This is a genomic window from Devosia sp. XGJD_8, assembly GCF_046614475.1.
Taxonomy (GTDB): domain Bacteria; phylum Pseudomonadota; class Alphaproteobacteria; order Rhizobiales; family Devosiaceae; genus Devosia.
Window position 1 is genome coordinate 276999 of sequence record NZ_JBKJHF010000003.1, and the last position, 23197, is coordinate 300195.

General features: G+C 65.1%; 17 protein-coding genes. 10 read left to right on the plus strand and 7 right to left on the minus strand.

The features are described 5' to 3' along the window. Positions 1 to 3: 3 nt before the first annotated feature. Entirely contained in the window at positions 4 to 1119 is a 1116-nt protein-coding gene (gene cfa, locus ACLI1C_RS20155; RefSeq protein ID WP_411399361.1) for a cyclopropane fatty acyl phospholipid synthase, read from the minus strand. 133 nt (positions 1120 to 1252) lie between these two features. Between cfa and ACLI1C_RS20160 the strand changes: the two genes are divergently transcribed. Further along, positions 1253 to 1894, plus strand: a complete 642-nt coding sequence (locus tag ACLI1C_RS20160) for a DUF1294 domain-containing protein (protein WP_411399362.1) — start codon at positions 1253 to 1255, stop codon at positions 1892 to 1894. Positions 1895 to 1970: 76 nt separating this feature from the next. On the opposite strand, the gene aceA is transcribed toward ACLI1C_RS20160, so the two are convergent. Both aceA and ACLI1C_RS20170 read right to left on the minus strand, forming a co-directional pair. Beyond that, positions 1971 to 3254 carry an isocitrate lyase gene (gene aceA, locus ACLI1C_RS20165; protein WP_411399363.1) on the minus strand — a complete coding sequence of 428 codons (1284 nt, stop codon included), beginning with the start codon at positions 3252 to 3254 and terminating at the stop codon, positions 1971 to 1973. 242 nt (positions 3255 to 3496) lie between these two features. Beyond that, positions 3497 to 3724 carry a hypothetical protein gene (locus ACLI1C_RS20170; protein WP_411399364.1) on the minus strand — a complete coding sequence of 76 codons (228 nt, stop codon included), beginning with the start codon at positions 3722 to 3724 and terminating at the stop codon, positions 3497 to 3499. Between the two features lie 151 nt (positions 3725 to 3875). Between ACLI1C_RS20170 and ACLI1C_RS20175 the strand changes: the two genes are divergently transcribed. Then, positions 3876 to 5285, plus strand: coding sequence for a helix-turn-helix domain-containing protein (locus ACLI1C_RS20175; protein ID WP_411399365.1), 1410 nt, complete (start codon positions 3876 to 3878; stop codon positions 5283 to 5285). A gap of 199 nt (positions 5286 to 5484) precedes the next feature. Here ACLI1C_RS20175 and ACLI1C_RS20180 read toward each other — a convergent pair whose 3' ends face one another. The 3 genes from ACLI1C_RS20180 to ACLI1C_RS20190 all read right to left on the minus strand — a co-directional run bounded on the left by ACLI1C_RS20180 (position 5485) and on the right by ACLI1C_RS20190 (position 8680). After that, positions 5485 to 6198 (minus strand): helix-turn-helix transcriptional regulator, encoded by a 714-nt coding sequence (locus ACLI1C_RS20180; RefSeq protein ID WP_411399366.1) that lies wholly within the window; start codon positions 6196 to 6198, stop codon positions 5485 to 5487. 234 nt (positions 6199 to 6432) lie between these two features. Beyond that, complete coding sequence (locus ACLI1C_RS20185) at positions 6433 to 7551, minus strand: epoxide hydrolase family protein (RefSeq protein ID WP_411399367.1); 1119 nt, start codon at positions 7549 to 7551, stop codon at positions 6433 to 6435. A 118-nt stretch (positions 7552 to 7669) separates the two neighbouring features. After that, the gene (locus tag ACLI1C_RS20190; RefSeq protein WP_411399368.1) at positions 7670 to 8680 is read right to left on the minus strand and encodes an aldose epimerase family protein; all 1011 of its coding nucleotides are present in this window, start codon (positions 8678 to 8680) and stop codon (positions 7670 to 7672) included. Positions 8681 to 8798: 118 nt separating this feature from the next. Here ACLI1C_RS20190 and ACLI1C_RS20195 point away from each other — a divergent pair, with 118 nt between their 5' ends. From ACLI1C_RS20195 to xylA, 3 genes are all read left to right on the plus strand, one after another. Continuing rightward, complete coding sequence (locus ACLI1C_RS20195; RefSeq protein ID WP_411399369.1) at positions 8799 to 9842, plus strand: LacI family DNA-binding transcriptional regulator; 1044 nt, start codon at positions 8799 to 8801, stop codon at positions 9840 to 9842. A 92-nt stretch (positions 9843 to 9934) separates the two neighbouring features. After that, positions 9935 to 11398: a xylulokinase gene (xylB, locus tag ACLI1C_RS20200; protein WP_411399370.1), complete on the plus strand. Its 1464-nt coding sequence runs from the start codon at positions 9935 to 9937 to the stop codon at positions 11396 to 11398. Then, the gene (gene xylA, locus ACLI1C_RS20205; protein WP_411399371.1) at positions 11395 to 12702 is read left to right on the plus strand and encodes a xylose isomerase; all 1308 of its coding nucleotides are present in this window, start codon (positions 11395 to 11397) and stop codon (positions 12700 to 12702) included. The genes xylB and xylA overlap by 4 nt, the downstream gene beginning before the upstream one ends. A 36-nt stretch (positions 12703 to 12738) precedes the next feature. Here xylA and ACLI1C_RS20210 read toward each other — a convergent pair whose 3' ends face one another. Continuing rightward, positions 12739 to 13779 (minus strand): PAS domain-containing protein, encoded by a 1041-nt coding sequence (locus ACLI1C_RS20210; RefSeq protein WP_411399372.1) that lies wholly within the window; start codon positions 13777 to 13779, stop codon positions 12739 to 12741. Positions 13780 to 13998: 219 nt separating this feature from the next. On the opposite strand from ACLI1C_RS20210, the gene ACLI1C_RS20215 reads away from it, so the two are divergent. The 5 genes from ACLI1C_RS20215 to ACLI1C_RS20235 all read left to right on the plus strand — a co-directional run bounded on the left by ACLI1C_RS20215 (position 13999) and on the right by ACLI1C_RS20235 (position 23195). After that, a complete protein-coding gene (locus ACLI1C_RS20215) occupies positions 13999 to 15609 on the plus strand; it encodes a glycoside hydrolase family 43 protein (RefSeq protein WP_411399373.1) in 1611 nt (536 codons plus the stop codon). Between the two features lie 125 nt (positions 15610 to 15734). After that, the gene (locus ACLI1C_RS20220; protein ID WP_411399374.1) at positions 15735 to 16649 is read left to right on the plus strand and encodes an ABC transporter substrate-binding protein; all 915 of its coding nucleotides are present in this window, start codon (positions 15735 to 15737) and stop codon (positions 16647 to 16649) included. A gap of 156 nt (positions 16650 to 16805) precedes the next feature. After that, entirely contained in the window at positions 16806 to 17621 is an 816-nt protein-coding gene (locus ACLI1C_RS20225) for a DUF2189 domain-containing protein (RefSeq protein ID WP_411399375.1), read from the plus strand. 92 nt (positions 17622 to 17713) lie between these two features. After that, positions 17714 to 20419, plus strand: coding sequence for a DNA mismatch repair protein MutS (gene mutS / locus ACLI1C_RS20230; protein WP_411399376.1), 2706 nt, complete (start codon positions 17714 to 17716; stop codon positions 20417 to 20419). Beyond that, positions 20400 to 23195 carry a [protein-PII] uridylyltransferase gene (locus ACLI1C_RS20235; protein WP_411399377.1) on the plus strand — a complete coding sequence of 932 codons (2796 nt, stop codon included), beginning with the start codon at positions 20400 to 20402 and terminating at the stop codon, positions 23193 to 23195. Before mutS ends, ACLI1C_RS20235 begins: the two co-directional genes overlap by 20 nt. Positions 23196 to 23197: the final 2 nt, after the last annotated feature.

The following is a 23197-nucleotide window of genomic DNA, read 5'->3' on the forward strand; positions in this document are numbered from 1 at the left end:
GTGTCAGCGGATGCTGGCATAGCCGCCGGGTACGCCGCGGGGCGACAGCACCACCTGCCACAGGCTGAGGTGGCGGGCGCGGAACAGGGCGGCGAAGACGTTGAGATAATAGCGCCACATCCGGTAAAAACGCGCGTCATACGAGGCACTTAGCTGCGGCCATGCCGCCTCGAACCGCTCGTGCCAGGCCATCAGGGTCTTGTCATAGTCGGCGCCGAAATTGTGCCAGTCCTCCATGACGAAACGACCTTCGATGGCCTTGCCGATCTGGGCGATGGAGGGGAGCATGCCGTTGGGGAAGATGTATTTCTCGCTCCACGGATCCCCATGCGTCGTGGAGTGCTGTCCGCCAATCGTGTGCAGCAGAAACAGGCCGTCTGCTGCCAGCATGCTGGCGGTTTTCTCGAAATAGGCGCGGTAATTCTTGTAGCCCACATGCTCGAACATGCCGATCGAGATGATGCGGTCGAATTTGCCCTCCAGCGCCTGGTAGTCGAGCAGCCGCGTCTCGACCGGCAGGCCGGCATTGCGTTCATTGGCGAGGGCCGCCTGCTCCTTGCTGACCGTGACGCCCAGTCCGGACACGCCATAGCGTTCGGCCGCGAATTTGAGAAAGCCGCCCCAGCCCGAGCCGATATCGAGGATATGCATGCCCGGGGCGAGGCCCAGCTTGCGGCAGACCAGGTCGAGCTTGGCCTCCTGGGCGGCGTCGAGATCCCTGGCGTCCTGCCAATAGGCGCAGGAATAGATCATCCGCCGGTCGAGCATGGCGGCATAGAGGTCGTTGCCGATATCGTAATGCTTCTCGCCCACTTCGGTGACGCGCAGGCGCTGCAGGTTGAGCAGCCGGCCGCGGGCGACGCTCCACATCACCGCCAGGTCCTTGGGAAAGGCATCCTGGATGCTGGCATTGACCAGGCGGAACAGGAACTGGTCGAGCGCCTCGGCATCCCACCAGCCCTCCATATAGCTTTCGCCCAGGCCCAGCGTGCCGTCGCGCAACAGCCGCGCCCAGAGGCGATCGTCATGCACCTGCGGGTCCCAGGGGGCGGCGCCGTTGAGCGTGACGCCGGCTTTTTCAAGTTGATTGAGAACGAAGCGTTTGGCCGATTCGGACATGGCAGCAGCTGAAGTCAGGTTGACGCAGGGGCAAGCCTAAACCCATCGTCGAATGACGATCAATAATAAACTGCAATTGGTGAAGCCGCGTTAACCTCCTGCCCCATAATTGTCGCCGTCAGGTGCCAGCAGGATGACGATGCGCAAAGCCGGCGAACTGATTCAGTGGAATAACAAGAGCGGTTATGGCTTCGTGCGCGATGACACGGGGCGGGACTATTATGTCCACATTTCCAAGGTCACGCCGGGCGCCCGGCCGCGCATCGGCGACACCATGTCCTTCGCCACCGGCACCGGCCGCAAGGGTCGCCCCTCGGCCATCGATGTGATCATCACCGCCACCACCCCAGCCCCATCGCCCAGCCTGCGCGATGTCCGGCAGGGCTCGGGCGGGGTGTCGCGCTTCAAGCTCGGCCTGCGCACGGCCGCCGCGACGCTGATGACGCTCCTCATTCTCTGGGCCATTGCCGGCGACCGGGCCCCGGTCTGGCTGGGCCTGCTTTATGCCGGCATGGGCGCGGCATCGGCCCTGCTCTACCGCTTCGACAAGCTCTATGCCCTGACCGGCAAATACCGCGTCAGCGAGACCAACCTGCATGTGGTCGACCTCTGCTTCGGCATTATCGGTGGCCTGGCGGCGCAGGAAGTCTATCGCCACAAGACGGTCAAGCCGCGCTTCGTCGCCATGACCTGGACCATTGCCCTGGTCCACACGCTGGGCCTCGCTGCCCTGGCCTTCGGCTGGCTGGGCGCGCTTTTGCCCACCTTTGGGTGAAGACAAAGCTTTCAGTCGACACCCTCCCCACAAGGGGGAGGGTGGGTCCGGTGGGTTGGGCGAGATCAATCGCCCCTCAGTGGAACTGCGCCGTCTCCGTGCTTTCGCCCATTGCGGTGGTCGCGCTCTTGCCTTCGCTCACCGCCATGGCCACGGCGTCGAAATAGCTGGTGCCCACTTCGCGCTGGTGCCGGACCGCCGAGAAACCATGCGCCTCGGCGGCGAATTCGGCCTGCTGCAGGCGGCTATAGCCGGCCATGCCGTCCTGCTTGTAGGCGCGGGCCAGTTCGAACGTGGTGAGGCTGAGATTGTGGAAGCCCGCCAGCGTGATGAACTGGTACTTGTAGCCCATGGCGGCGATTTCGCGCTGGAAGCTGGCCATGGCGGCCTCGTCCATGTGCTTGGCCCAGTTGAAGCTGGGCGAGCAGTTATAGGCCAGCATCTGCTCGGGATGCGCCTTGCGCACCGCCTCGGCAAACTTCTTCGCCTCCGCCAGGTCCGGCTTGGAGGTCTCGCACCAGATCAGGTCCGCATAGGGCGCATAGGCGATGCCGCGGGCAATGGCGGCGTCGATGCCGCCCTTGAGCTGGTAGAAGCCCTCGGCCGTGCGCTCCTTGCTGACAAAGGGCGCGTCATAGGGGTCGATATCCGAGGTGATCAGCCGCGCCGCTTCCGCATCGGTGCGCGCCATGATCAGCGTCGGCACGCCCATGACATCCGCCGCCAGCCGCGCCGCATTGAGCGTGCGGATGAACTGGCTCGTCGGCACCAGCACCTTGCCGCCCAGATGCCCGCACTTCTTTTCCGAGGCGAGCTGGTCCTCGAAATGCACGGCAGCCGCGCCGGCTTCGATCATCGCCTTCATCAGCTCGAACACATTGAGCGCGCCGCCAAAGCCGGCCTCGGCATCGGCAATGATCGGCACGAAGAAGTCGAGATCGGTCGTCGCCACGCCGTCCGCCTGTTCCATGGTCTGGATCTGGTCGGCCCGCTGCAGCGCCTTGTTGATGCGCTTGACCACGCTTGGCACGCTGTCGACCGGATAAAGGCTCTGGTCGGGATACATATTGCCCGACGTATTGGCGTCCGCCGCGACCTGCCAGCCGGAAAGATAGATCGCCTTGAGCCCGGCCTTGACCTGCTGCACCGCCTGGTTGCCGGTAAAGGTGCCCAGCGTCGGCACGAAATCCTCGCTATGCAGCAATTCCCACAGCCGCTTGGCGCCATTCTCGGCCAGCGTATGGCGGATCGGCAGCGATCCCGACAGCCGCGCCACATCGGCCTGGCTATAGGTGCGGGCAATATTGCGCCAGCGATCGGGCGCATAGTCGGGCGTCGGGAAAATCGGCTTGTCGAGCATGGTGGTCTCCTCCTTGGGACATGGCTTCGCCGGTCCGGTGGGCCGGCGGATTTCGTGATTCACGTGAAGCAAAACGGGGTGTCTTCCCTTCTCCCCTTGAGGGAGAAGGTGCCCGAAGGGCGGATGAGGGGTCCTGCGCTATCAACAGCTCTGACGCATGGGATGGCGCAGCACCCCTCACCCGGTTCTTCCGCTGGACGCGGAAGAACCACCCTCTCCCTCAAGGGGAGAGGGGGAAGAAGCTACCCCAGCACCTTCCGCGAAAACGTCGCGGCGATCATGCCATTGCCGGAAAACAGCTCCGTGCTGCCCTCCCCGCCGACCAGCGAAAACTGGTGGCGGCCGATCTTGCCGGCAATGGCATAGCCCTGCGCGTCCAGCCCGCGGGCCTTGAACTGTTCCATGGCCTGCACGGCCGTGGGGGCGATGATGGTCAGATATTCCTCGCGCTCGCTGATCGACGGGCTCATGCTAAAGTCTCCTCACTTCGTTGCTGTAAAGATTTGACAAATGGCCTGAACATGCAAGAAATAACCGCATAATGGCCAGTAAAGCTGTAAAGCGCGGTGAATTTCGGGTGCCAGATTTGTAAAGTCTGTCAAGCCGTACGGAGGAGGAAGCATGGACGAGACGTCCAACATGCAGATCGGCGGGCGCATCAAGCGCCTGCGGCGGCAGCGCAAACTGGCCCAGGCCGATCTCGCCCAGGCGCTGGGCATTTCGGCCAGCTACCTCAACCTGATCGAGCACAATCGCCGCAAGGTTACCGTGCCGCTGCTGTTCTCGATCGCCGGCCATTTCGGCGTCGAGCCGGGCGAGCTGGTCGACAGCGACGAGGGCCGGCTGGTCGGCGACCTGATGGAGGCCTTCGGCGACGATCTCTTCGCCGATAGCGATGTCACCAATCTGGAAATCCGCGACCTGGCCCATGCCAATCCGGCCGCGGCGCGCGCCATCCTCAAGCTCTATGATCGCTATCGCCTGGTGGCCAAGGACGGTCCGGCGCCGCAGGCCGCCGACGAGGCCGAGCCCTTCCACCTCGCCACCGACGCCATTTCCGACTTCCTGCAGGAAAGCGCCAACCACTTCCCCGCGCTGGAAGACGCCGCCGAGCGCATCCGTGCCGATATCGACCATGCCGCCGACAATTTCGACTATGGCCTGCGCACCTATCTGTTCAATGTCTTCGGCGTCGAGGTGCAGCTGGCCTCCCTGCCGCACGGCATTGCCCGCCAACTCGAGCCGCGGCGCAATCACCTGCTGGTCTCCGACATCCTGCCGGCCGAATCGGCCTTGTTCCTCGTCGCCCACCAGCTGGGGCAATTGGCGGCCGGCAGCGAGATCGACGCCATCATTGCTGCGTCATCCCTGCCCGAGGGCGACGCGCCGGCCCTGGCCCGCAATGTGCTCTCGGCCTATTTCGCCGCGGCACTCATCATGCCCTATGCGCCGTTCCTGCGCGCCTGCCGCGACTATCGCTACGACATCGAGCGCATCGGCCGCCGCTTCGGCGCCAGCTTCGAGCAGGTCTGCCACCGCATGACGACGCTGCAAAGGAAGGGCGCCTCGGGCATTCCGCTGCATCTGGTACGCACCGACATTGCCGGCAATATCTCCAAGCGCTTCTCGCTCTCGGGCATCCACATCCCGCGCCATTCGGGCGCCTGCCCGCGCTGGAACATCTATTCGGCCTTCCTGGCGCCCGAACGCATCAATATCCAGCTCAGCCAGATGCCGGACGGACAGCGCTATTTCTGCATTGCCCGCACCATCGCCAAGGGCGATCACCGCTACAATGCGCCGCGCCGCTACATGTCGATCGGCCTGGGCTGTTCGATCCACCATGCGCGGGAGATGATCTATTCGGACGGCATGGATCTGGGGGGCGACAGCCAGCTCGTCCCCATCGGCGTCGGCTGCCGCATCTGCCCGCGGCTCGAATGCGGCCAGCGCGCGCATCCCCCGGCCGATCACCGCTTCCGGCTCGACGACATGATCCGCCCGGAAAGCCTTTATGGGCGCATGGGGTAGCTACAGGTGGGCACGATCTCGCCCATGAACGGAACGGCACCTCCCCCTCGACGGGGGAGGCTGGGAGGGGGTGGCGGTTGGCCCGGATATCCGGGCTAAACATCCCCCTCCCTTGATCCCTCCCCGCAGGGGGGAGGGTGTCGACTGCACGATCGGGGACCGCGAATGTCCACACGCTCCCCGCAAGTGGAGGAGACCCCTACAAATCCGCCCCGCCATAGCGCCGGTCATGCTGCCAGCTGTCGCGCCATTCGCGTTCCAGCACGGCGCGGCGCTTGCCATAGCGCTCCTCGGTCAGCGTCAGCGCCACGATGCGGTCGGTGCGGAAATTGCGGAAGGCGGCGCGCAGGCAGCACCAGGCGGCGATCACCTGCTTGCCCTCGTAATAGGCCAGCTGCACCGGCCAGATCGATCGCTCGGACGGATTGCCGCCCTCATCCTCGTAGGAAATCTGCAGGGCCTTTTCGACGCGCATTGCCTGGCGCACCTGGCCCAGAATCGGCATGGGTTGCCGGGAATCGGCGCTCCACACCGCGACGGGCCAAAGCCCGGTATCGTTGATGCGGTCGCGCAGGTCTTCGGGCGAGGCGGTGGCGATCTTGGCCAGCGCATTTTTCGCCGCCGCGCCCAGCCCGTCGTCGGGCTGCGCCCCGACCCAGCGGGCGCCCAGCACCAGCGCTTCGAGCTCTTCGGGCGTGAACATCAGGGGCGGCAGGAAGAAGCCGGGCTTTAGCATGTAGCCAACCCCCGCTTCGCCGTCGATCGGCGCGCCCAGCCCCACCAGCGTCTGTACGTCGCGATAGAGCGTGCGCACGGAAACGCCCTGTTCCTCGGCAAGGGCGGCCGCCGTGACCGGCCGGCGATGCCGCCGCAGCGCATCCATGACCGCAAACAGGCGCTCGGTTTTGTCCATGTTTCGTTCTCCCCAGCCTGCCTTGGATGCCAGATTCTGCCGACCTGGTCCATGGCCCAAAGGCGAGCGCCAGGTCCCCCTTCTCCCCTTGAGGGAGAAGGTGCCCGAAGGGCGGATGAGGGGTCTCTTCCGTGCTTCTGGCATGGGCGTACGCAGCACCCCTCACCCTGATCCTCCGCTGAACGCGTCGGATCGTCCCTCTCCCTCAAGGGGAGAGGGGAAGTGGAGACTGGCTCAGGCAATCTGGCCATGAAACGCGCGGATGTCATGGGCCATGGCCTCGGGCACTTCGAGCGCGGGGAAATGGCCGCCCTCGCTGAGCTCCGTCCAGCGCACGATATTGTGCAGGTTCCGCTCGCCCCAGGCCCGGGGTGCCGGATTGTCGGCGGGCGGCAGCAGCACGGCATGCGGCACGTCGTGCCTGGCCGGGAGTTTGGTCAGCTCGCTATCGGCAAAGGCTTCCTTGTAGAGCCGGACCGAGGAGCCGATGGTCTGGGTGAACCAGTAGACCGAGAGGATCGTCGCCAGGTCTTCGAGCTCGAAGGCATTGGCGATGTCCCCGCCATCATCGCTCCAGCTGCGATATTTCTCGAGGATCCAGGCGGCCAGCCCCGCGGGGGAATCGTTGAGCCCCACGGCGAGCGTTGCCGGCTTGGTGCCCTGGATCATGGCATAGGCGCTCTCGGCAAAGGTCCAGTAGTCGACCTTGGCGAAATAGGCCTGCTCCTCTGGGGTCGGATCGCCCGGCCGGGGGAAGCCCGAAAAGACATTGACGTAATGCGCCCCGATCAGCCGCTGCGGAAAGTCGCGCACCAGCGCCATTTCCGTGCCGCCGCCCAGGTCCGAACCCGACATGAGGAATTTCTCATAGCCCAGCCGGGTCATCAGCTCGGCCCAGAGCGGGGCCACGGCGCTGAGATTCATGCCGGGCCGGGTCGGCTGGCCCGAAAAGCCATAGCCGGGCAGCGAGGGAATGACGACGTCGAAGGCGACGCCATCGACCGGCTCGGTCAGCAGCGGCACCAGCGGCAGCAATTCGACGAAATTGGACGGCCAGCCATTGGTCAGCAGGAGCGGCACATTGGTCTCGCCCCGACCCTTGGCGTGGACGAAATGCACCGCCTCGCCCTCGATCTCCTCGATGAACTGCGCAAAGCCGTTGAGCCGGGCCTCGGCGGCGCGCCAGTCATACTGGTTGGCCCAATAGTCGACGAAGCGGCGCAGGAAGCCATCCTCGATGCCATAATTCCAGCCGACGCCCGCCAGGGTCTGCGGAAAACGGGTGGCCGCCAGCCGGGCCTTGAGGTCGGCAATCTCGGCGTCGGCAATGGCGATGGTGAACGGCTTGGGCATGGTGTCTCTCCGGTTTGCTGGAGAGACCATGCCGCATGGCCCTGACAGGCGGTGGCAGCAAGCCTGCTGACAGGATTTGGCAGCAGGTCAAGCGCGGGGGGCCGGCTGCGAGGTCTGCTTACCCGATCTCGATTTCGCACCAGTGGCTATAGGGGCGTTCCGGCGAATAGATCACATTGGGGAAATGCGGATTGTGCACCGCATCGGCAAAGGCCTGGTCTTCGAGGCAGAAGCCGGAATGCTTGCCATAGCTTTTGCCGCCAAGGCCCGACACCGCGATATCGGTCCAGACCCCGTTATAGACCTGCACGCCCGGCCGGTCCGTCCACAGCTTGAGCGTCAGGTCCTTGTCCGGCGCGACCACACTGGCGACGGGGTCGGTGAGGGTCCGGCCGGTATCGAGCACCATGCCGATATCGTAGTCCACCGGCTTGCCGGCCGCGTCGCGCATGGTTCGGGGCGTACGCAGGTCATAGATCGTGCCGCGTGACGGCAGGATGGCGCCGGTCGGCGCCAGGTCGCTGCCCAGTTCGGTATAGGCGCTCGAATTGACCTGAATTGTGTGGTCGAGCACATCGTCCGTGGTGCCCAGGTTGAAATACTGGTGCTGCACCAGGCTGATCGGGGTAGCCTGGTCGGTGGTGGCGTTCAGCTCCAGCCGCAGCTTGTTGCCCTTGAGCGTATAGGTCGCCGAGAAATTGACATTGCCGGGATAGCCCATGGCGCCATCGGGCGAGAAATGGGTGAAGCGCACGGCATTGTTGGCCTCGTCGACCTGCCCGTCCCAGACCTGCCGGCCCAGGCCCTCGGCGCCGCCATGCAGCTGCAGGTTGCCGGCATTGGCGGGCAGCTTGTAGGTCTTGCCATTGAGCTCGAACGAGGCGTCCTTGATGCGGTTGGCGACGCGGCCAGCCAGCGAGCCCAGATGCGGGCTATGGGCGGGATAGGCATCGAACTGCTCAAAGCCCAGCACCACCGAGCGCTCGCCGCCCGCCACCGGCACGCGCCAGTCGCGCACCACCACGCCATAGCCGATGAGATCGACGGTGACCCCGGTATTGCTGACGAGGCGGAACTGGTCCACCCGCTTGCCCTGGTGTTCACCGAATGTCGAAACCGCAATGGCCATGCCTGCCTCCTCAAATTGCGGGCCACGTGTAGCCTGCTTTTTCATGGCGCTGCAACGTCGCACTTGACCTTTTGTCCCGGCCTGCCAAAGCTCGGGGCAAAGGCGCCGGGGAGGATACGTGAACGAGATCGGTTTGAGACGGCGGGTCACCGTGCATGACGTGGCACGCACGGCGGGCGTATCGTTGGCCACGGTTGACCGCGTGCTCAACGGCCGCCCCGGCGTGCGCGCCGCGACGGTCGAGCGGGTGGAAGCGGCCATTGCCGAGATCGGCTTTCAGCGCGACCTGGGCGCCTCGCTCCTGGCGCGCGCCCGCGATCTCAAGCTCACCTTCATCATTCCCGATGGCTCCAATGAATTCATGGCGAGCCTTGCCGATGCAGTGGAGCGCCGCGCCGGCCCTGCCCTCACCGACCGGGTGCATATCGAAACGCTGCGCATCCGCGCGCTCGATGCCGATGCGCTGGCGCAGAGCCTCGATGGCCTCGATCCGCGCCACTGCGACTGCGCCATCATCGTGGCCAGCCAGGAGCCCTCGGTGCAGGCGGCGGTCGATGGCGCCACCCGCCGGGGCATCGTGGTCATGACGCTGGTCTCGGACCTGCCGGGCACGCAACGGCGCCATTTCATCGGCATCGACAATGCCGCCGCCGGCCGCACCGCAGCCTCGCTGCTCGGGCGCTTCCTGCCGCAGGGCGGCAAGGTGGCGGTGATTGCCGGCTCGCTCCACCTGCGCGACCATTCCGATCGCCTCGCCGGCTTCCGCGCCGCGCTGGCCGCCGAATTCGGCACTGTCGAGCTGATCGGCCCCATCGAAGGCCATGACGAGCGGCGCGAGACCGAGGCCATCGTCACCGACCTGCTGGCGCGCCATCCCGACCTGGGCGGGCTCTATAATCTCGGCGCCGGCAATGCCGGCCTCGTTGCGGCCCTCGAAGCCTCGGGCCGGGCCGGCGCCATCCGCGTCATCGCCCACGAACTGACCGAACCCACCCGCAGGGGGCTCAAATCGGGCGCCATCGACGTGGTGCTCGACCAAAATCCCGATGGCGAAATCCGCGAGGCGATCGCTGCCGCCCGGACCCTGGCTTTGGGCGGCAATGGCAGGGGCGCCACCGACCCCATTGAAATCGGGATTTTCCTGCGCGACAATCTGCGCTAAGAAGCTGGCCAATCATCAAACCGGCGGGGCCCGAAAACGGGCTGGGAGGACGTTCATTATATGTTCATACTTGTGACTGAGGTACGTGCCTCATGACCTATCTTGGCATTGATATCGGCACGTCCGGCGTCAAGGCGCTGCTGATCGACGAGCATGGCCGGGCACTCGGCGAGGCCTCGGCCGCCGCCGTCGAACCGGTCCGCCCACACCCCGGCTGGTCGGAGCAAAACCCGGCCGACTGGTGGAATGCCACCCTCGCAGCGGTCGACAAGCTCAAGCAGTCCCACCCGTCCGAACTGGCTTCGGTGCGCGGCATCGGCCTCTCCGGCCACATGCATGGCGCCACCCTGCTGGGCAAGAACGACGAAGTCTTGCGCCCGGCAATCCTTTGGAATGACGGCCGCTCGGCCGCCGAATGCAAGGAGATGGAGGCCGCCCTCCCCTCCCTGCGCCAGCTGGCCGGCAATATTGCCATGCCCGGCTTTACCGCGCCCAAGATCGCCTGGGTGCGCAAGCATGAGCCGCAGGTCTACGAGAAGATCGCCAAGGTCCTGCTGCCCAAGGCCTATGTCCGCCTGCTGCTGGCCGGCGAGCATGTCGAGGACATGTCCGACGCTGCCGGCACGCTCTGGCTCGATGTCGGCAAACGTGACTGGTCCGATGAGCTGCTGGCCGTTACCGGCCTTGATCGCAGCCACATGCCGCGCCTTGTCGAAGGCTCGGCCGTGTCCGGCAATCTCAAGCGCGACCTGGCGCAACGCTGGGGCATGGATGGGCTGGTCGTGATCGCCGGCGGCGCGGGCGACAATGCGGCCTCGGCCTGCGGCATCGGCGCCATTAGGCCCGGCGAAGGCTTTGTCTCGCTCGGCACCTCAGGCGTGCTCTTTGTGTCCAATGAGCGCTTCAGCCCCAATACCGAAGGCGCCGTACATGCCTTCTGCCATGCCATTCCCGATACCTGGCACCAGATGGGCGTCATCCTCTCGGCCACCGATAGCCTCAACTGGCTGAGCCGCATCACCGGCCAGAAGCAGGCCGAGCTTTCGGGCGCCGCCGAAGCGCAGTTCAAGGGCCCGGGCGAGGAACTCTTCCTGCCCTATCTCTCGGGCGAACGGACGCCACACAACAATGCCGGTGCGCGCGGCTCCTTTGTCGGCCTGTCCCATTCCAGCGATACCGCCAGGCTCGCCCAGGCCGTGATGGAAGGCGTCACCTTCGCCTTCCGCGACAGCCAGCGCGTGCTGCATGACGCCGGCACGAAAATCGACCGGCTGCTGGCCGTCGGCGGTGGTTCGAAATCGGCCCTCTGGCTGAAAATGATCGCCACCAATCTCGACATGGAAATCGCCCTGCCCGAGGACGGCGATTTCGGTGGCGCACTGGGCGCTGCCCGGCTCGGCCTCTGTGCCGCCGAAGGCGCCAGCCCCGCCACGGTCATGACCATGCCGCCAATAAGAACCGTCATTGCGCCCGACAAGTCCCTGTCGGCCGCCTATTCCGACCAATATGCGCGCTATCGCGCGCTCTACCCCGCCATCGAGGAGGCACGTTCGTGACTGATTTCTTCAAGGGTATTTCGCCCGTCAAATTCGAAGGTGCCGACAGCACCAACCCGCTGGCCTATCGCCACTACAACAAGGACGAAATTGTCCTCGGCAAGCGCATGGAAGACCATATCCGTCCTGGCGTTGCCTATTGGCACACCTTCGCCTGGGAAGGCGGCGACCCGTTTGGCGGCCGCACCTTCGATCGTCCCTGGTTCGACAAGGGCATGGAAGGCGCAAAGCTCAAGGCCGATGTGGCCTTTGAACTGTTCGACCTGCTCGACATGCCCTTCTTCTGCTTCCACGACGCCGATATCGCCCCCGAAGGCGCGACGCTGGCCGAAAGCAACAAGAATGTGCGCGCCATCGGCGAGATCTTTGCCCGCAAGATGGAAACCAGCCGCACCAAGCTCCTCTGGGGCACGGCGAACCTGTTCTCCAACCGCCGCTACATGTCCGGCGCGGCGACCAATCCCGATCCGGAAGTCTTCGCCTATGCCGCCGGCCAGGTGAAGAACGTGCTGGAGCTGACCCACGAACTGGGCGGCGCCAACTATGTGCTCTGGGGCGGCCGCGAGGGCTATGAGACCCTGCTCAATACCAAGATCGGCCAGGAACAGGACCAGATGGGCCGCTTCCTGCACATGGTCATCGAGCATGCGGAAAAGATCGGCTACAAGGGCCAGATCCTGATCGAACCCAAGCCGCAGGAGCCCAGCAAGCACCAGTATGATTTCGACGTCGCCACGGTCTATGGCTTCCTCAGGAAGTACGACCTCGAAACCAAGGTGAAGTGCAATATCGAGGTCGGCCACGCCTTCCTTGCCAACCACTCCTTCGAGCATGAACTGGCTTTGGCCGCCTCGCTCGGCATTCTCGGCTCGGTCGACGCCAACCGCAACGACCTCCAGTCCGGCTGGGATACCGATCAGTTCCCCAACAATGTCCCGGAAACCACCCTGGCCTTCTACCAGATCCTCAAGGCCGGTGGCCTGAACTCCGGTGGCTGGAACTTCGACGCCAAGGTGCGCCGCCAGTCGCTCGATCCGGCGGACCTGCTGCACGGCCATATCGGCGGCCTCGACGTGCTGGCCCGCTCGCTCAAGGCAGCGGCGGCGCTCATCGAGGACGGTACCTATGACAAGGTGGTCGACGCCCGCTATGCCGGCTGGAACACCGGCATGGGCAAGGACATCCTGGCCGGCAAGCTGAGCCTTGCCGACCTGGCCGCCAAGGTTGATGCCGAAAACATCAATCCCCAGCCCAGGTCCGGCCAGCAGGAGTATCTCGAAAACCTGATCAACCGCTTCGTTTGATCGAGCAGGATCTTCTCCCTTTCGGGGGAAGATCCATCAGCCCGCTGCGGCCGGCGCAGGAATACTCACCACGAACTGGGTTCCTGCGCCCAGCCGCTCCACGGCCAGGGTCGCGCCCAGATGATCGATTTCCCGCACCAGCATGCGCATGCCGAAGCCCTTGACGGTGCGCGGGTCGAAATCGGCCGGCACGCCTTTGCCGTCGTCGCGTACCGCCAGGCGAAGAAAGCCCGGCGCCGGCTCGCGATGCGCCGACACCCGGATCGTGCCGGTGTCGCCGCTGTCATAGGCGTGCTTCTGCGCATTGGTCACCAGCTCGGACACGATGAGCGCCACCGGCGTCACCAGCTCCTCGGGGATCTCGACGCTATCCGCACTCGCCTCAACCTTGGCCTGGGTAATGTGGTCGAGCCGCTCGCAGATGCTGGTGATGATCTGGCCGACCTCGACCTTTTCGCCCAGTTCGGCATGCTCGATGATCCGCTGGATCTCGACGATGGCGCCGATGCGGCTGAGCGCGCCCACCAGGGCGCTGCGGGCCGTTGCATCGGTCAACGACGACAATTGCATGCGCAGCATGGCCTGGATCAGCGCCAGCGAATTGCGCACGCGATGGGTCATTTCCCGCGCCATGTGATGGGTCTGCGCCGCCTGGTCCTGCAGCGCGGCCGTCCGTGCATCCAGCGCCGTGCTCAGCGCATTGTGCCGCTCAACCCGGTCGGTGACATCGATCTGGGTGGCGATGAAATAGAGCAGTTCACCGCGGTCGTCGAACATCGGCGCCATATGCAGTTCGTTCCAGAACCGCGTGCCGTCCTTGCGATAGTTCAGGATCTGGCGCGTGATCGTCGCCTCTTCCTTGAGCGCCTGGCGCACGGCAGCGCGATCCTGCGGGTCGGTGTCCGGCCCCTGCAGGAAGCGGCAATTGCGCCCCAGCACCTCGTCTTCGCTGTAGCCGGTCAGCCGCAGGAAGGCGTCGTTGACGAAGACCAGCGGCGTATCCGGCTCGAACGGGTCCGAAATCACGATCGGCACCGCGCTCGATTCCACGGCGGTGACGAACGGCTGCAGCCGCATCTTGGATCTTACGTTTTTCCAGTAACTCAGTTCACGGACATGCTGGTCCAAGGCGCGCTCATCTTGCTTGTCTCGGATGCCCCCGGTCCAAGTCGTTTCGGTTTCTATTCGGTTCTGACCAAGGCGATCCCCGCGATCAAGCTTGGCTGGCTTTCACCTGGTCACGATTTCGCGAGTGCATAACGCAAATCCGGCCGCTTTCGTCTCAAGGATTCTCACATGCCGCTTCTGACCAATCCCATCCTGCCCGGTTTCAATCCCGATCCGTCCATCCTGCGCGTCGGAGACGACTATTACATCGCCACCTCCACCTTCGAGTGGTTCCCGGGCGTACAGATCCATCACAGCAAGGATCTGGCCAACTGGGAGCTGGTCACCCGCCCGCTGACCCGCAAGAGCCAGCTCGACATGCGCGGCGATCCGGACAGCTGCGGCGTCTGGGCGCCCTGCCTCACCCATGATGGGGAAAAGTTCTGGCTGGTCTATACCGACGTCAAGCGCAAGGACGGCTCGTTCAAGGACGCGCACAATTACATCGTCTGGGCCGACAGGATCGAGGGGCCGTGGAGCGACCCGATCTATACCAATTCCTCGGGCTTCGACCCGAGCCTCTTCCACGACGATGACGGCCGCAAATGGTTCGTCAACATGCTGTGGGACCATCGCCGCCGTCCGCTGCTGTTTGCCGGCATTGCCCTGCAGGAATTCGACGCCAAGGCCGGCAAGCTGGTCGGCCCGATCACCAATATCTATCAGGGTACCGATCTCGAACTGGTCGAAGGGCCCCACCTCTACAAGCGCAATGGCTGGTATTACCTGCTGACGGCCGAGGGCGGCACCGCCTATGACCATGCCTGCACCTTTGCCCGTTCGCGCACCATTGACGGGCAATACGAGACCCATCCGGACAAGCATATCCTGACCAGCAAGGACGCCCCGCTGGCCGCCATCCAGCGTGCCGGCCATGGCGATATCGTCGAGACGCCGGAGGGCAAGACCTACCTGGTTCATCTCGGCGGCCGGCCCACCACACAGGAACGCCGCTGCGTCCTCGGTCGCGAAACCTCGATCCAGGAGGCCTATTGGGGCGAAGACGACTGGCTCTATGTCAAGAACGGGCCGGTGCCATCCCTGCATGTCGAGGTGCCCGGCACGCGCGACGAGGACAAATACTGGGCCGAACAACGCTACACGTTCGAGGCGGGCCTGCCCCTCGACTTCCAGTGGCTGCGCACGCCCGAGACGGAGCGGATCTTCTCCCTGCAGGACAACAAGGTGCGTCTGTTCGGGCGCGAATCCATCGGCTCATGGTTCGAACAGGCGCTGGTGGCGCGCCGCCAGACCCATTTCAGCTATGACGCCGAGACCGTGGTGGATTTCAAAGCCACCGACGAGCGCACCATGGCGGGGCTCACCGCCTATTACAGCCGCTACAATTTCTTCTACCTGGCGGTGACGGCCCATTCCGATGGCCAGCGGGAATTGCTGATCATGGCGTCGGAGATGAGCTGGCCCGACGGCAGGCTGACCTTCCCCGCCGATCCGGTGCGGATTCCCAATGATGGCAAGGTGCGGCTTGCCCTGACCATTCGCGGCCGGCAGCTGCAGTTCTTCTACGCCCTCGAGGGCCAGGACCTGCAGCCGATCGGCCCGGTACTCGATGCGTCGCTGCTGTCGGACGAATGCGGCGGTCATCAGGCCCATGGCAGCTTCACCGGGGCCTTTGTCGGCATGGCAGCGCATGACCTCAACGGCACCGCCAGCCCTGCCGATTTCGACTATTTCACCTATCGGCCGGTCCGGCACGTATCGGACCGCTACGAGGTCTAGGCCTTGCGCCGGTGGTGCTAAGCGCGCCACCGGCCGCAATGGAGGCGCGCAGGGCTTGACTTGGCAGCGCCCGGCATGGCGTATCTGCTCAATCTTGAGCCAGATACTCCACTTTAGGTGCTACCATGCAATCTTCTGCTGTCCTTGCCGCCATCCTGGCAGCGGGCCTTGCCCTCGCGACCCCCGCAATGGCCCGCGACGTTACCCATGCCATGGGCGTCACCGACGTGCCCGACGCGCCGTTGCGCATTGTCGCGCTGACCAATGAGGCGGCCGAAGACCTCGTGGCGCTCGGCATCATCCCGGTGGGCGCGGCACGCTCGGCCAATTCCGACCCCTGGTACGACTATCTGGGCGCCCAGCTGGCCGACACCATGGTCACCGGCGAGGAACTGGCGCCCGATCTCGAGGCCATTGCCGTGCTGCAGCCCGACCTGATCCTGGGCAACAAGCGGCGCCACGAGAAGATCTATGACCAGCTGTCCGCCATTGCCCCCACGGTGTTTGCCGCATCCATCCAGGGCACCTGGAAGGACAATCTGAGCCTTTATGCCGAAGCGGTCGGCAAGCCGGAGCAAGGCGCGGCGCTGCTCGCCGACTATCGGCGGCGCCTAGACGCCATCCGTGCCGGACTGGGCGAGCGGATCAAGGAAGACGTCTCGGTGGTGCGCTTCCTCGCTGGCCAGAGCTATGCCTATTTCCCGGCCAGCTTTTCCGGTTCCGTCCTCGCCGATATCGGCTTTGCCCGCCCCGCAGCGCAGAATGGCGAGGGGCTGGCCGAGCTGATCACCAAGGAGCGCATCGGCGAGCTGGCCGCCGACCGCATCCTCCATTTCACCTATGAAACCGGCGATGGCCTGGCCATCAGCGAGGGCGAATCCTGGATGGCCGAGCCGCTCTGGCAGAACCTCGAGGCCGCCAAGACGGGTCAGGTCTATGGGGTCTCCGACGCCGTCTGGGCCACCGCCGGTGGCTTCATGGCTGCCCAGCTGGCGCTGGACGACATCGAAACCATCTATGGCCTGCCCACGACCCGCTGAGCCGGATCGGCCGCGGCGGGTCTGCGGCCGATTCACGTTTTCTTAACGGGGGGCGACAATCCGTCGCAGCTTGGCTAAGCTCTCTCCATTGCTGGTCGCCGGTTCGCGGGACTTTAGCGCGGGCCATGCGGCTTCCCACCTGGAGGAGCTTGGCCCATGGCCCAATTCCACGTTCTGTCCGGCGCAGGCGCAAAGCTGGACCTGCCCGTCATTCGCACCATCCATGTTTCGGACCTGTTCGACGCGCTGCGCCAGGGCGTGTCCGACTTCTGGGCCAAGCCCAGCCACTATGTGATGCTGGTGCTGATCTACCCCATCATCGGCATCGTGCTGACGGTATGGATGAACGGTTTCCACACCTGGCCCCTGCTCTATCCGCTGGTCGGTGGCTTCGCGCTGATCGGCCCGTTTGCCGCGCTTGGCCTCTACGAGATTTCCCGCCGCCGCGAGGAGGGGCTCGACACCTCCTGGTCGCAGGCCTTCGCCGTGCTGCGTTCGCCTGCCATCGGCTCCATCGCCGCGCTGGGTGTCATGCTCTTCGTGCTCTTCACCCTGTGGCTGACGTCTGCGCAGGCGCTTTATGAGAGCCTGTTTGGCTCATCCACCCCCCAGACGCTCTCCGGCCTCATGTCCCAGGTCTTCGGCGAGCCGGGCGGCATGACCTTGCTGATTGTCGGCACCATGGCGGGAGCGCTGTTCGCGCTGGTAACGCTCTGCACCACCGTGGTCGCCTTTCCGCTGCTGCTCGATCGCGATGTGGGGGCCTTCGTCGCCGTCGAGACCTCGTTCCGTGCGGTATTGCACAATCCGCTGCCCATGCTGGCCTGGGGCTTCATCGTCGGCGTCGGCCTGTTTGTCGGCTCGCTGCCGCTCTTTGTCGGTCTGGCCGTGGTGATTCCGGTCTTCGGCCATGCCACCTGGCATCTCTACCGCAAGGTCGTGGCGCCGGTCTCCACCATCCGGGGGGCATAGTCTCAACAAAGCGGGCAAATCCCCCCACGGCGGTTGGATTTCCGCCTCGAACGCCCTAAGGTCTCGCCTTCCTTGCCGAGACCCATTTGCTGATGGATGCAACGCCAGTCGAATCCGCGCCGAGCCCGGCACTGACGCCGATGATGGCGCAGTATTTCGAGATCAAGGCGGTCAATCCCGGCTACCTGCTGTTCTATCGCATGGGCGATTTCTACGAGCTGTTCTTCGAGGATGCCGAGATCGCCAGTGCGGCTCTCGGCATCGTCCTGACCAAGCGTGGCAAGCATCTCGGCCAGGATATCGGCATGTGCGGCGTGCCCATCCATGCCGCCAATGATTACCTCAACAAGCTGATCAAGCTGGGCCACCGCGTCGCCATCTGCGAGCAGGTGGAAGACCCCAGGGAAGCCAAGAAGCGCGGCGCCAAGTCCGTGGTCAAACGCGAAGTTGTGCGCCTCATCACCGCCGGCACGCTGACCGAGGACGACCACCTCGAGGCCCGGGCCAGCAACTTCCTCGCTTCCCTGTCCATGGTGCGGCATGGCGAGACCGATTTCGCCCTCGCCTGGGCCGATGTGTCCACCGGCGAGACCTTCACCGCCGATCTCGCTGCCGAACAGCTTCAGGACGAACTGGCCCGCATCGACCCGGCCGAACTGCTCCTGACCGAGACGACACGCGCCGCCCTGGTCGAGCGGCATCTGTTCGCGCCCAACTGGCTCGGCATCACCCACCTGGCGCCGCTCGAGAGCTTTGACAGCGAAGCGGCGACCACTGCCCTGCGCCAGGCCTTTCCCGGCGGGGCCTTTGACCCCACTGCCCTCTCGCGCGCCGCACGCTCCGCGCTGGGCGCCATCGTCGCCTATGTGCGCGAAAGCCAGAAAGGGGTCGGCGTCGCCCTGCGCGCGCCGGTCGCCGAGACCGCGACGCGCCACATGGCCATCGACCAGGCGACGCGTGCTTCGCTCGAACTGCACCAGACGCAGCGCGGCCAGCAGCGGGGCTCGCTGCGCCAGGTCATCGACCTGACGGTGACCGCGCCAGGCTCGCGCCTGCTGTCGGCGCGCCTCGCGTCGCCGCTGGCCGATTCCGGCGCGATCAACGAACGGCTCGACGCCGTGGGCCTGCTGGCCAATGACACAGTGCTGACCGGCCGGCTCCGGTCCGATCTCAAGGCAGTGCCAGACCTCGCCCGGGCCCTGACCCGGCTCGCGCTCGACCGGGGCGGGCCGCGCGACCTGGCCGCCATCGGCAAGGCCGTGAGCGCCGCGGTGGCTCTGGCCGCCCATTTTGCCCGGCTCGAGGATGTTCCCTCAGTCCTCGCCCGGCTGGCCGGCACCCTCGCCGCGGCGCCGCTGCCGCTGGCTTCTGAGCTGGCGCTGGCGCTCGACGATGAACTGCCCTTGCTCAGCCGCGATGGCGGCTTCGTGCGCAAGGGCTACGATGCCGCCCTCGATGACGAGCGCTCGCTGGCCAGCGAAACCCGCGCTGTCGTGGCGGCCCTGCAGGCGCGGCTGATCGAGGAGACCGACGTCCGCTCGCTCAAGATCCGGCACAATGGCGTGCTGGGCTATTTTGTCGAAGTCCCCGCGGGACATGGCACCAAGCTTCTCGAAGAGCCGCATCGGCAGAGCTTCATCCACCGCCAGACGCTGGCCAATGCCATGCGCTTCACCACCACCGAGCTGGCCGATCTCGAAGGCCGCATTGCCCGCGCGCATGAGGCGGCGCTGGAAATCGAGCTCAAGGTCTTTGCCAGCCTGCGCTATGATGTGCTGAGCCGCACCGATGCGCTGCGCGAGCTGGCCGATGCCCTGGCCGAGCTCGACGTGACCACGGCCCTCGCCCACCTGGCCGCCACCCGCTCCTATACCCGTCCGGAGATCGACGATTCCCTCGCTTTTCGCATCGAGGGCGGTCGCCACCCCGTGGTGGAAGACATGGTGATGGCCGAAGGGCAGAGCTTTGTCGCCAACGACGCGGACCTGTCCGGGGACGACGCCATCGGCGGGGGCCGGCTCTGGCTGGTCACCGGCCCCAATATGGGCGGCAAGTCCACCTTCCTGCGCCAGAACGCCCTGATCGCGATTCTCGCGCAGATGGGCAGTTTCGTGCCGGCAAGCCGGGCCCATGTCGGGGTCATCGACCGCGTCTTTTCGCGGGTCGGCGCCAGCGACGACATCGCCCATGGCCGGTCCACCTTCATGGTGGAAATGGTCGAGACCGCTGCCATTCTCAACCGCGCCACGCGGCGCAGCCTTGTCGTGCTCGACGAGATTGGGCGCGGCACGGCCACCTTTGACGGCCTCTCCATCGCCTGGGCCGCCGTGGAGGCCCTGCATGAGACCACCGGTTGCCGGGCCCTGTTCGCCACCCATTTCCACGAGCTGACAAGCCTCGCCAAGACCCTGGGTCGCGTCTCCAATGTCACCATGAAAGTGCGGGAATGGGAGGGCGAAGTCGTCTTCCTGCACGAAGTCGGCCCCGGCGCGGCCGATCGCTCCTACGGCATTCAAGTGGCGCGGCTGGCCGGCCTGCCCGAACCCGTCCTGGCCCGCGCTCGCCAGGTTTTGACCGTGCTCGAGCAGCGCTCGGCGGGCACGGCCTCTTCCAGCCAGAAAGCCAGCGTGCTAGACGATCTGCCGCTCTTCGCGCATCAGCCTGCCCCCCGGCCGGTGCAGCAGGATCCAGTTCACGCCGCGCTCGACGACGTCCGACCCGACGAGATGACCCCCAAACAAGCGATTGAAGCGCTCTACGAGTTGAAGAAAATCCGCGATGACGCTCGTCGAAGCTGAGGCAAAGCCGCGCAAACCCCTCTTCGCGCTCAAGTCCGCCGAGACCATTCTCGGCGAGCTGGACGCGGCGATCGGTGACGAAGCGCCCAAATCGGGTGCCGCTCGCGCTATCGTGCTGGCCCATATCCGCAAGACCCTGGCCGAAGCCCGCAGCCAGGCCGAGGCCGAGCTGCTCGCCACCGGCAAGGGCACCCGCTGCGCGCAAAATCTGAGCGCCGCCCAGGACGAAATCATCACCGCGGTCCATCTCTTTGCCACCCGCCGCGTCTACCCGGTGGACAATCCCTCCGGTGCCGAGGCCATCGCGCTGTCGGCTGTCGGCGGCTATGGCCGCGGCACGCTGGCCCCGGGCAGCGATATCGATCTGCTGTTCATCCTGCCCTACAAGCAGACGCCGTGGGGCGAGCAGGTCACCGAATACATCCTCTATATGCTCTGGGACCTCGGCCAGAAGGTCGGCCACGCCGTGCGCTCGGTCGATGAATCCCTGCGCATGGCCCGCGCCGACATGACCGTGCGCACCGCCACCCTCGAGGCGCGTTTCCTCACCGGTGACCGGGCTTTGTTCGATTCCCTGGTGCATCGCTTCGAAACCGAAATCATGCCCCGCACGGGGCCTGAATTCATCGCCGCCAAGATGGCCGAGCGCGACGAGCGGCACAAATTGATGGGCAATACCCGCTACGTGGTCGAACCCAATATCAAGGACGGCAAGGGTGGCCTGCGCGACCTCAACACGCTGTTCTGGATCGGCAAATACTTCTACCAGGTCAAGACCAGCCATGAACTGGTCGGCAAGGGCGTGCTCTCCGGCGCCGAATATCGCCTGTTCTCCCGCGCCGAGGATTTTCTCTGGGCGGTGCGCTGTCACCTCCATTTCGTGACGCACCGGGCCGAGGAAAAACTCACCTTCGACGTGCAGCCCGAACTGGCCGAACGCATGGGCTATGTGCAGCGGGTCGGCATGCTGGGCGTCGAGCGCTTCATGAAGCGCTATTTCCTCGTCGCCAAGGATGTGGGCGACCTGACCCGCATCATCTGCGCCAGCCTTGAATTCAACCACGCCAAGGACATGGACCTAGTGGGCCGCGTGCTGGCGCCATTCCGCCAGGGCCGCAGCAAGATCAAGGGCGAGCCCGACTTCGTGCTTGATACCGGCCGACTCAACATTGCCAGCCCCGATGTTTTCGAGAAGGACCCGGTCAACCTCATCCGCATGTTCCTGGTGGCCGGGCGCGAACAATTGCTGTTCCACCCCGATGCCATCAAGCATATCGCCCGCTCGCTGCGGCTGATCGACAACAAGCTGCGCAACGACCCCAAGGCCAACGAGCATTTCCTCGCCATCCTCACCGCCCCGCAATCTGTCGAGCGCATCCTGCGCCAGATGAACGAAAGCGGCGTGCTCGGCCGGTTCGTGCCCGACTTTGGCAAGATCGTCGCGCTGATGCAGTTCAACATGTACCACCACTATACGGTGGACGAGCACCTGATCCGCGCCGTGGGCGTCATGGGCGAGATCGCCAATGGTGGCCTGCGTGACCAGCTGCCCCTGACCCATGAGCTGCTGCCCCAGCTCAACGACACGCGCCTGCTCTATGTCGCGCTGTTCCTGCACGACATCGCCAAGGGCCGGCCGGAGGATCACTCCATCGCCGGCGCCCGCATTGCCCGGCGCCTCTGTCCCCGCTTCGGCCTGTCGCCGGCCGAAACCGACACGGTGGCCTGGCTGATCGAATATCACCTGCTGATGAGCGAGATCGCCCAGGCCCGCGACATCCAGGACCCCGAGACCGCCAAGGCCTTTGCCGACGTGGTACAGTCACCCCAGCGCCTGGCGCTTCTGATGATCCTCACCGCCTGCGATATCCGCGCCGTCGGCCCGGGTGTCTGGACCGGCTGGAAGGGCAGCCTGCTGCGGGCCCTCTACTATGCCACCGAGCCGCTGCTGTCCGGCGGCCATAGCCAGGTCACCCAGTCCGACCGCATCGAAACGGCCCGCCGCGACCTGGCCACGGCGCTTGAGGCCTGGCCGCAAGCCGAGGTCGAGGCCTATGTGGCCCGCCACTATGACCACTATTGGCTGCGCGCCGAGCCGGAACTGCAGGTCGAGCATGCCCGCATGATCCGCCATGCCGATCAGTCGGGCGAGGGCTTTGCCGGCTCCATCCGGGTCAAGGCCTTCGAGGGCATTACCGAGGTCAGCTTCTATACGCCCGACCATCCGCGCCTGCTCTCGCTCATTGCCGGCGCCTGCACCATGCAGGACGCGTCCATTATCGGGGCGCAGATCTTCTCCACCCGTGACGGCCATGCGCTGGATACCTTCCGGCTGCGCCGGTCCTTCACCAGTGACGAGGACGAAAAGGTCCGCGCCACCCGCATCATCGATACGGTCAAGCAATTGCTGCAGGGCAAGCGGCAGATCCTGATCGATCTGGGCAAGGAAAGCCGCCACAACAAGCGCCTCAAGCCTTTCGCCCTGCCGGCGCAGGTTACCGTGTCCAATGCGCTGAGCGAGAAGTTCACCGTGATCGAGGTCTCCGGCCTCGACCGCATGGGCCTGCTGCATTCGCTGACCCACGCGATTTCCGACCTCAACCTCACCATCGGCTCGGCCCATATCGGCACCTATGGCGAAAAGGCCGTCGACGTCTTCTACGTCACGGACCTCACCGGCCAGAAGATCATGAGCAAGCCGCGCCAGCGCAAGATCCACGATGCGCTCATGGGCGTGTTCCACCCGCGGGCACCCGAGAAGGTGAGTAATGGGTAGCG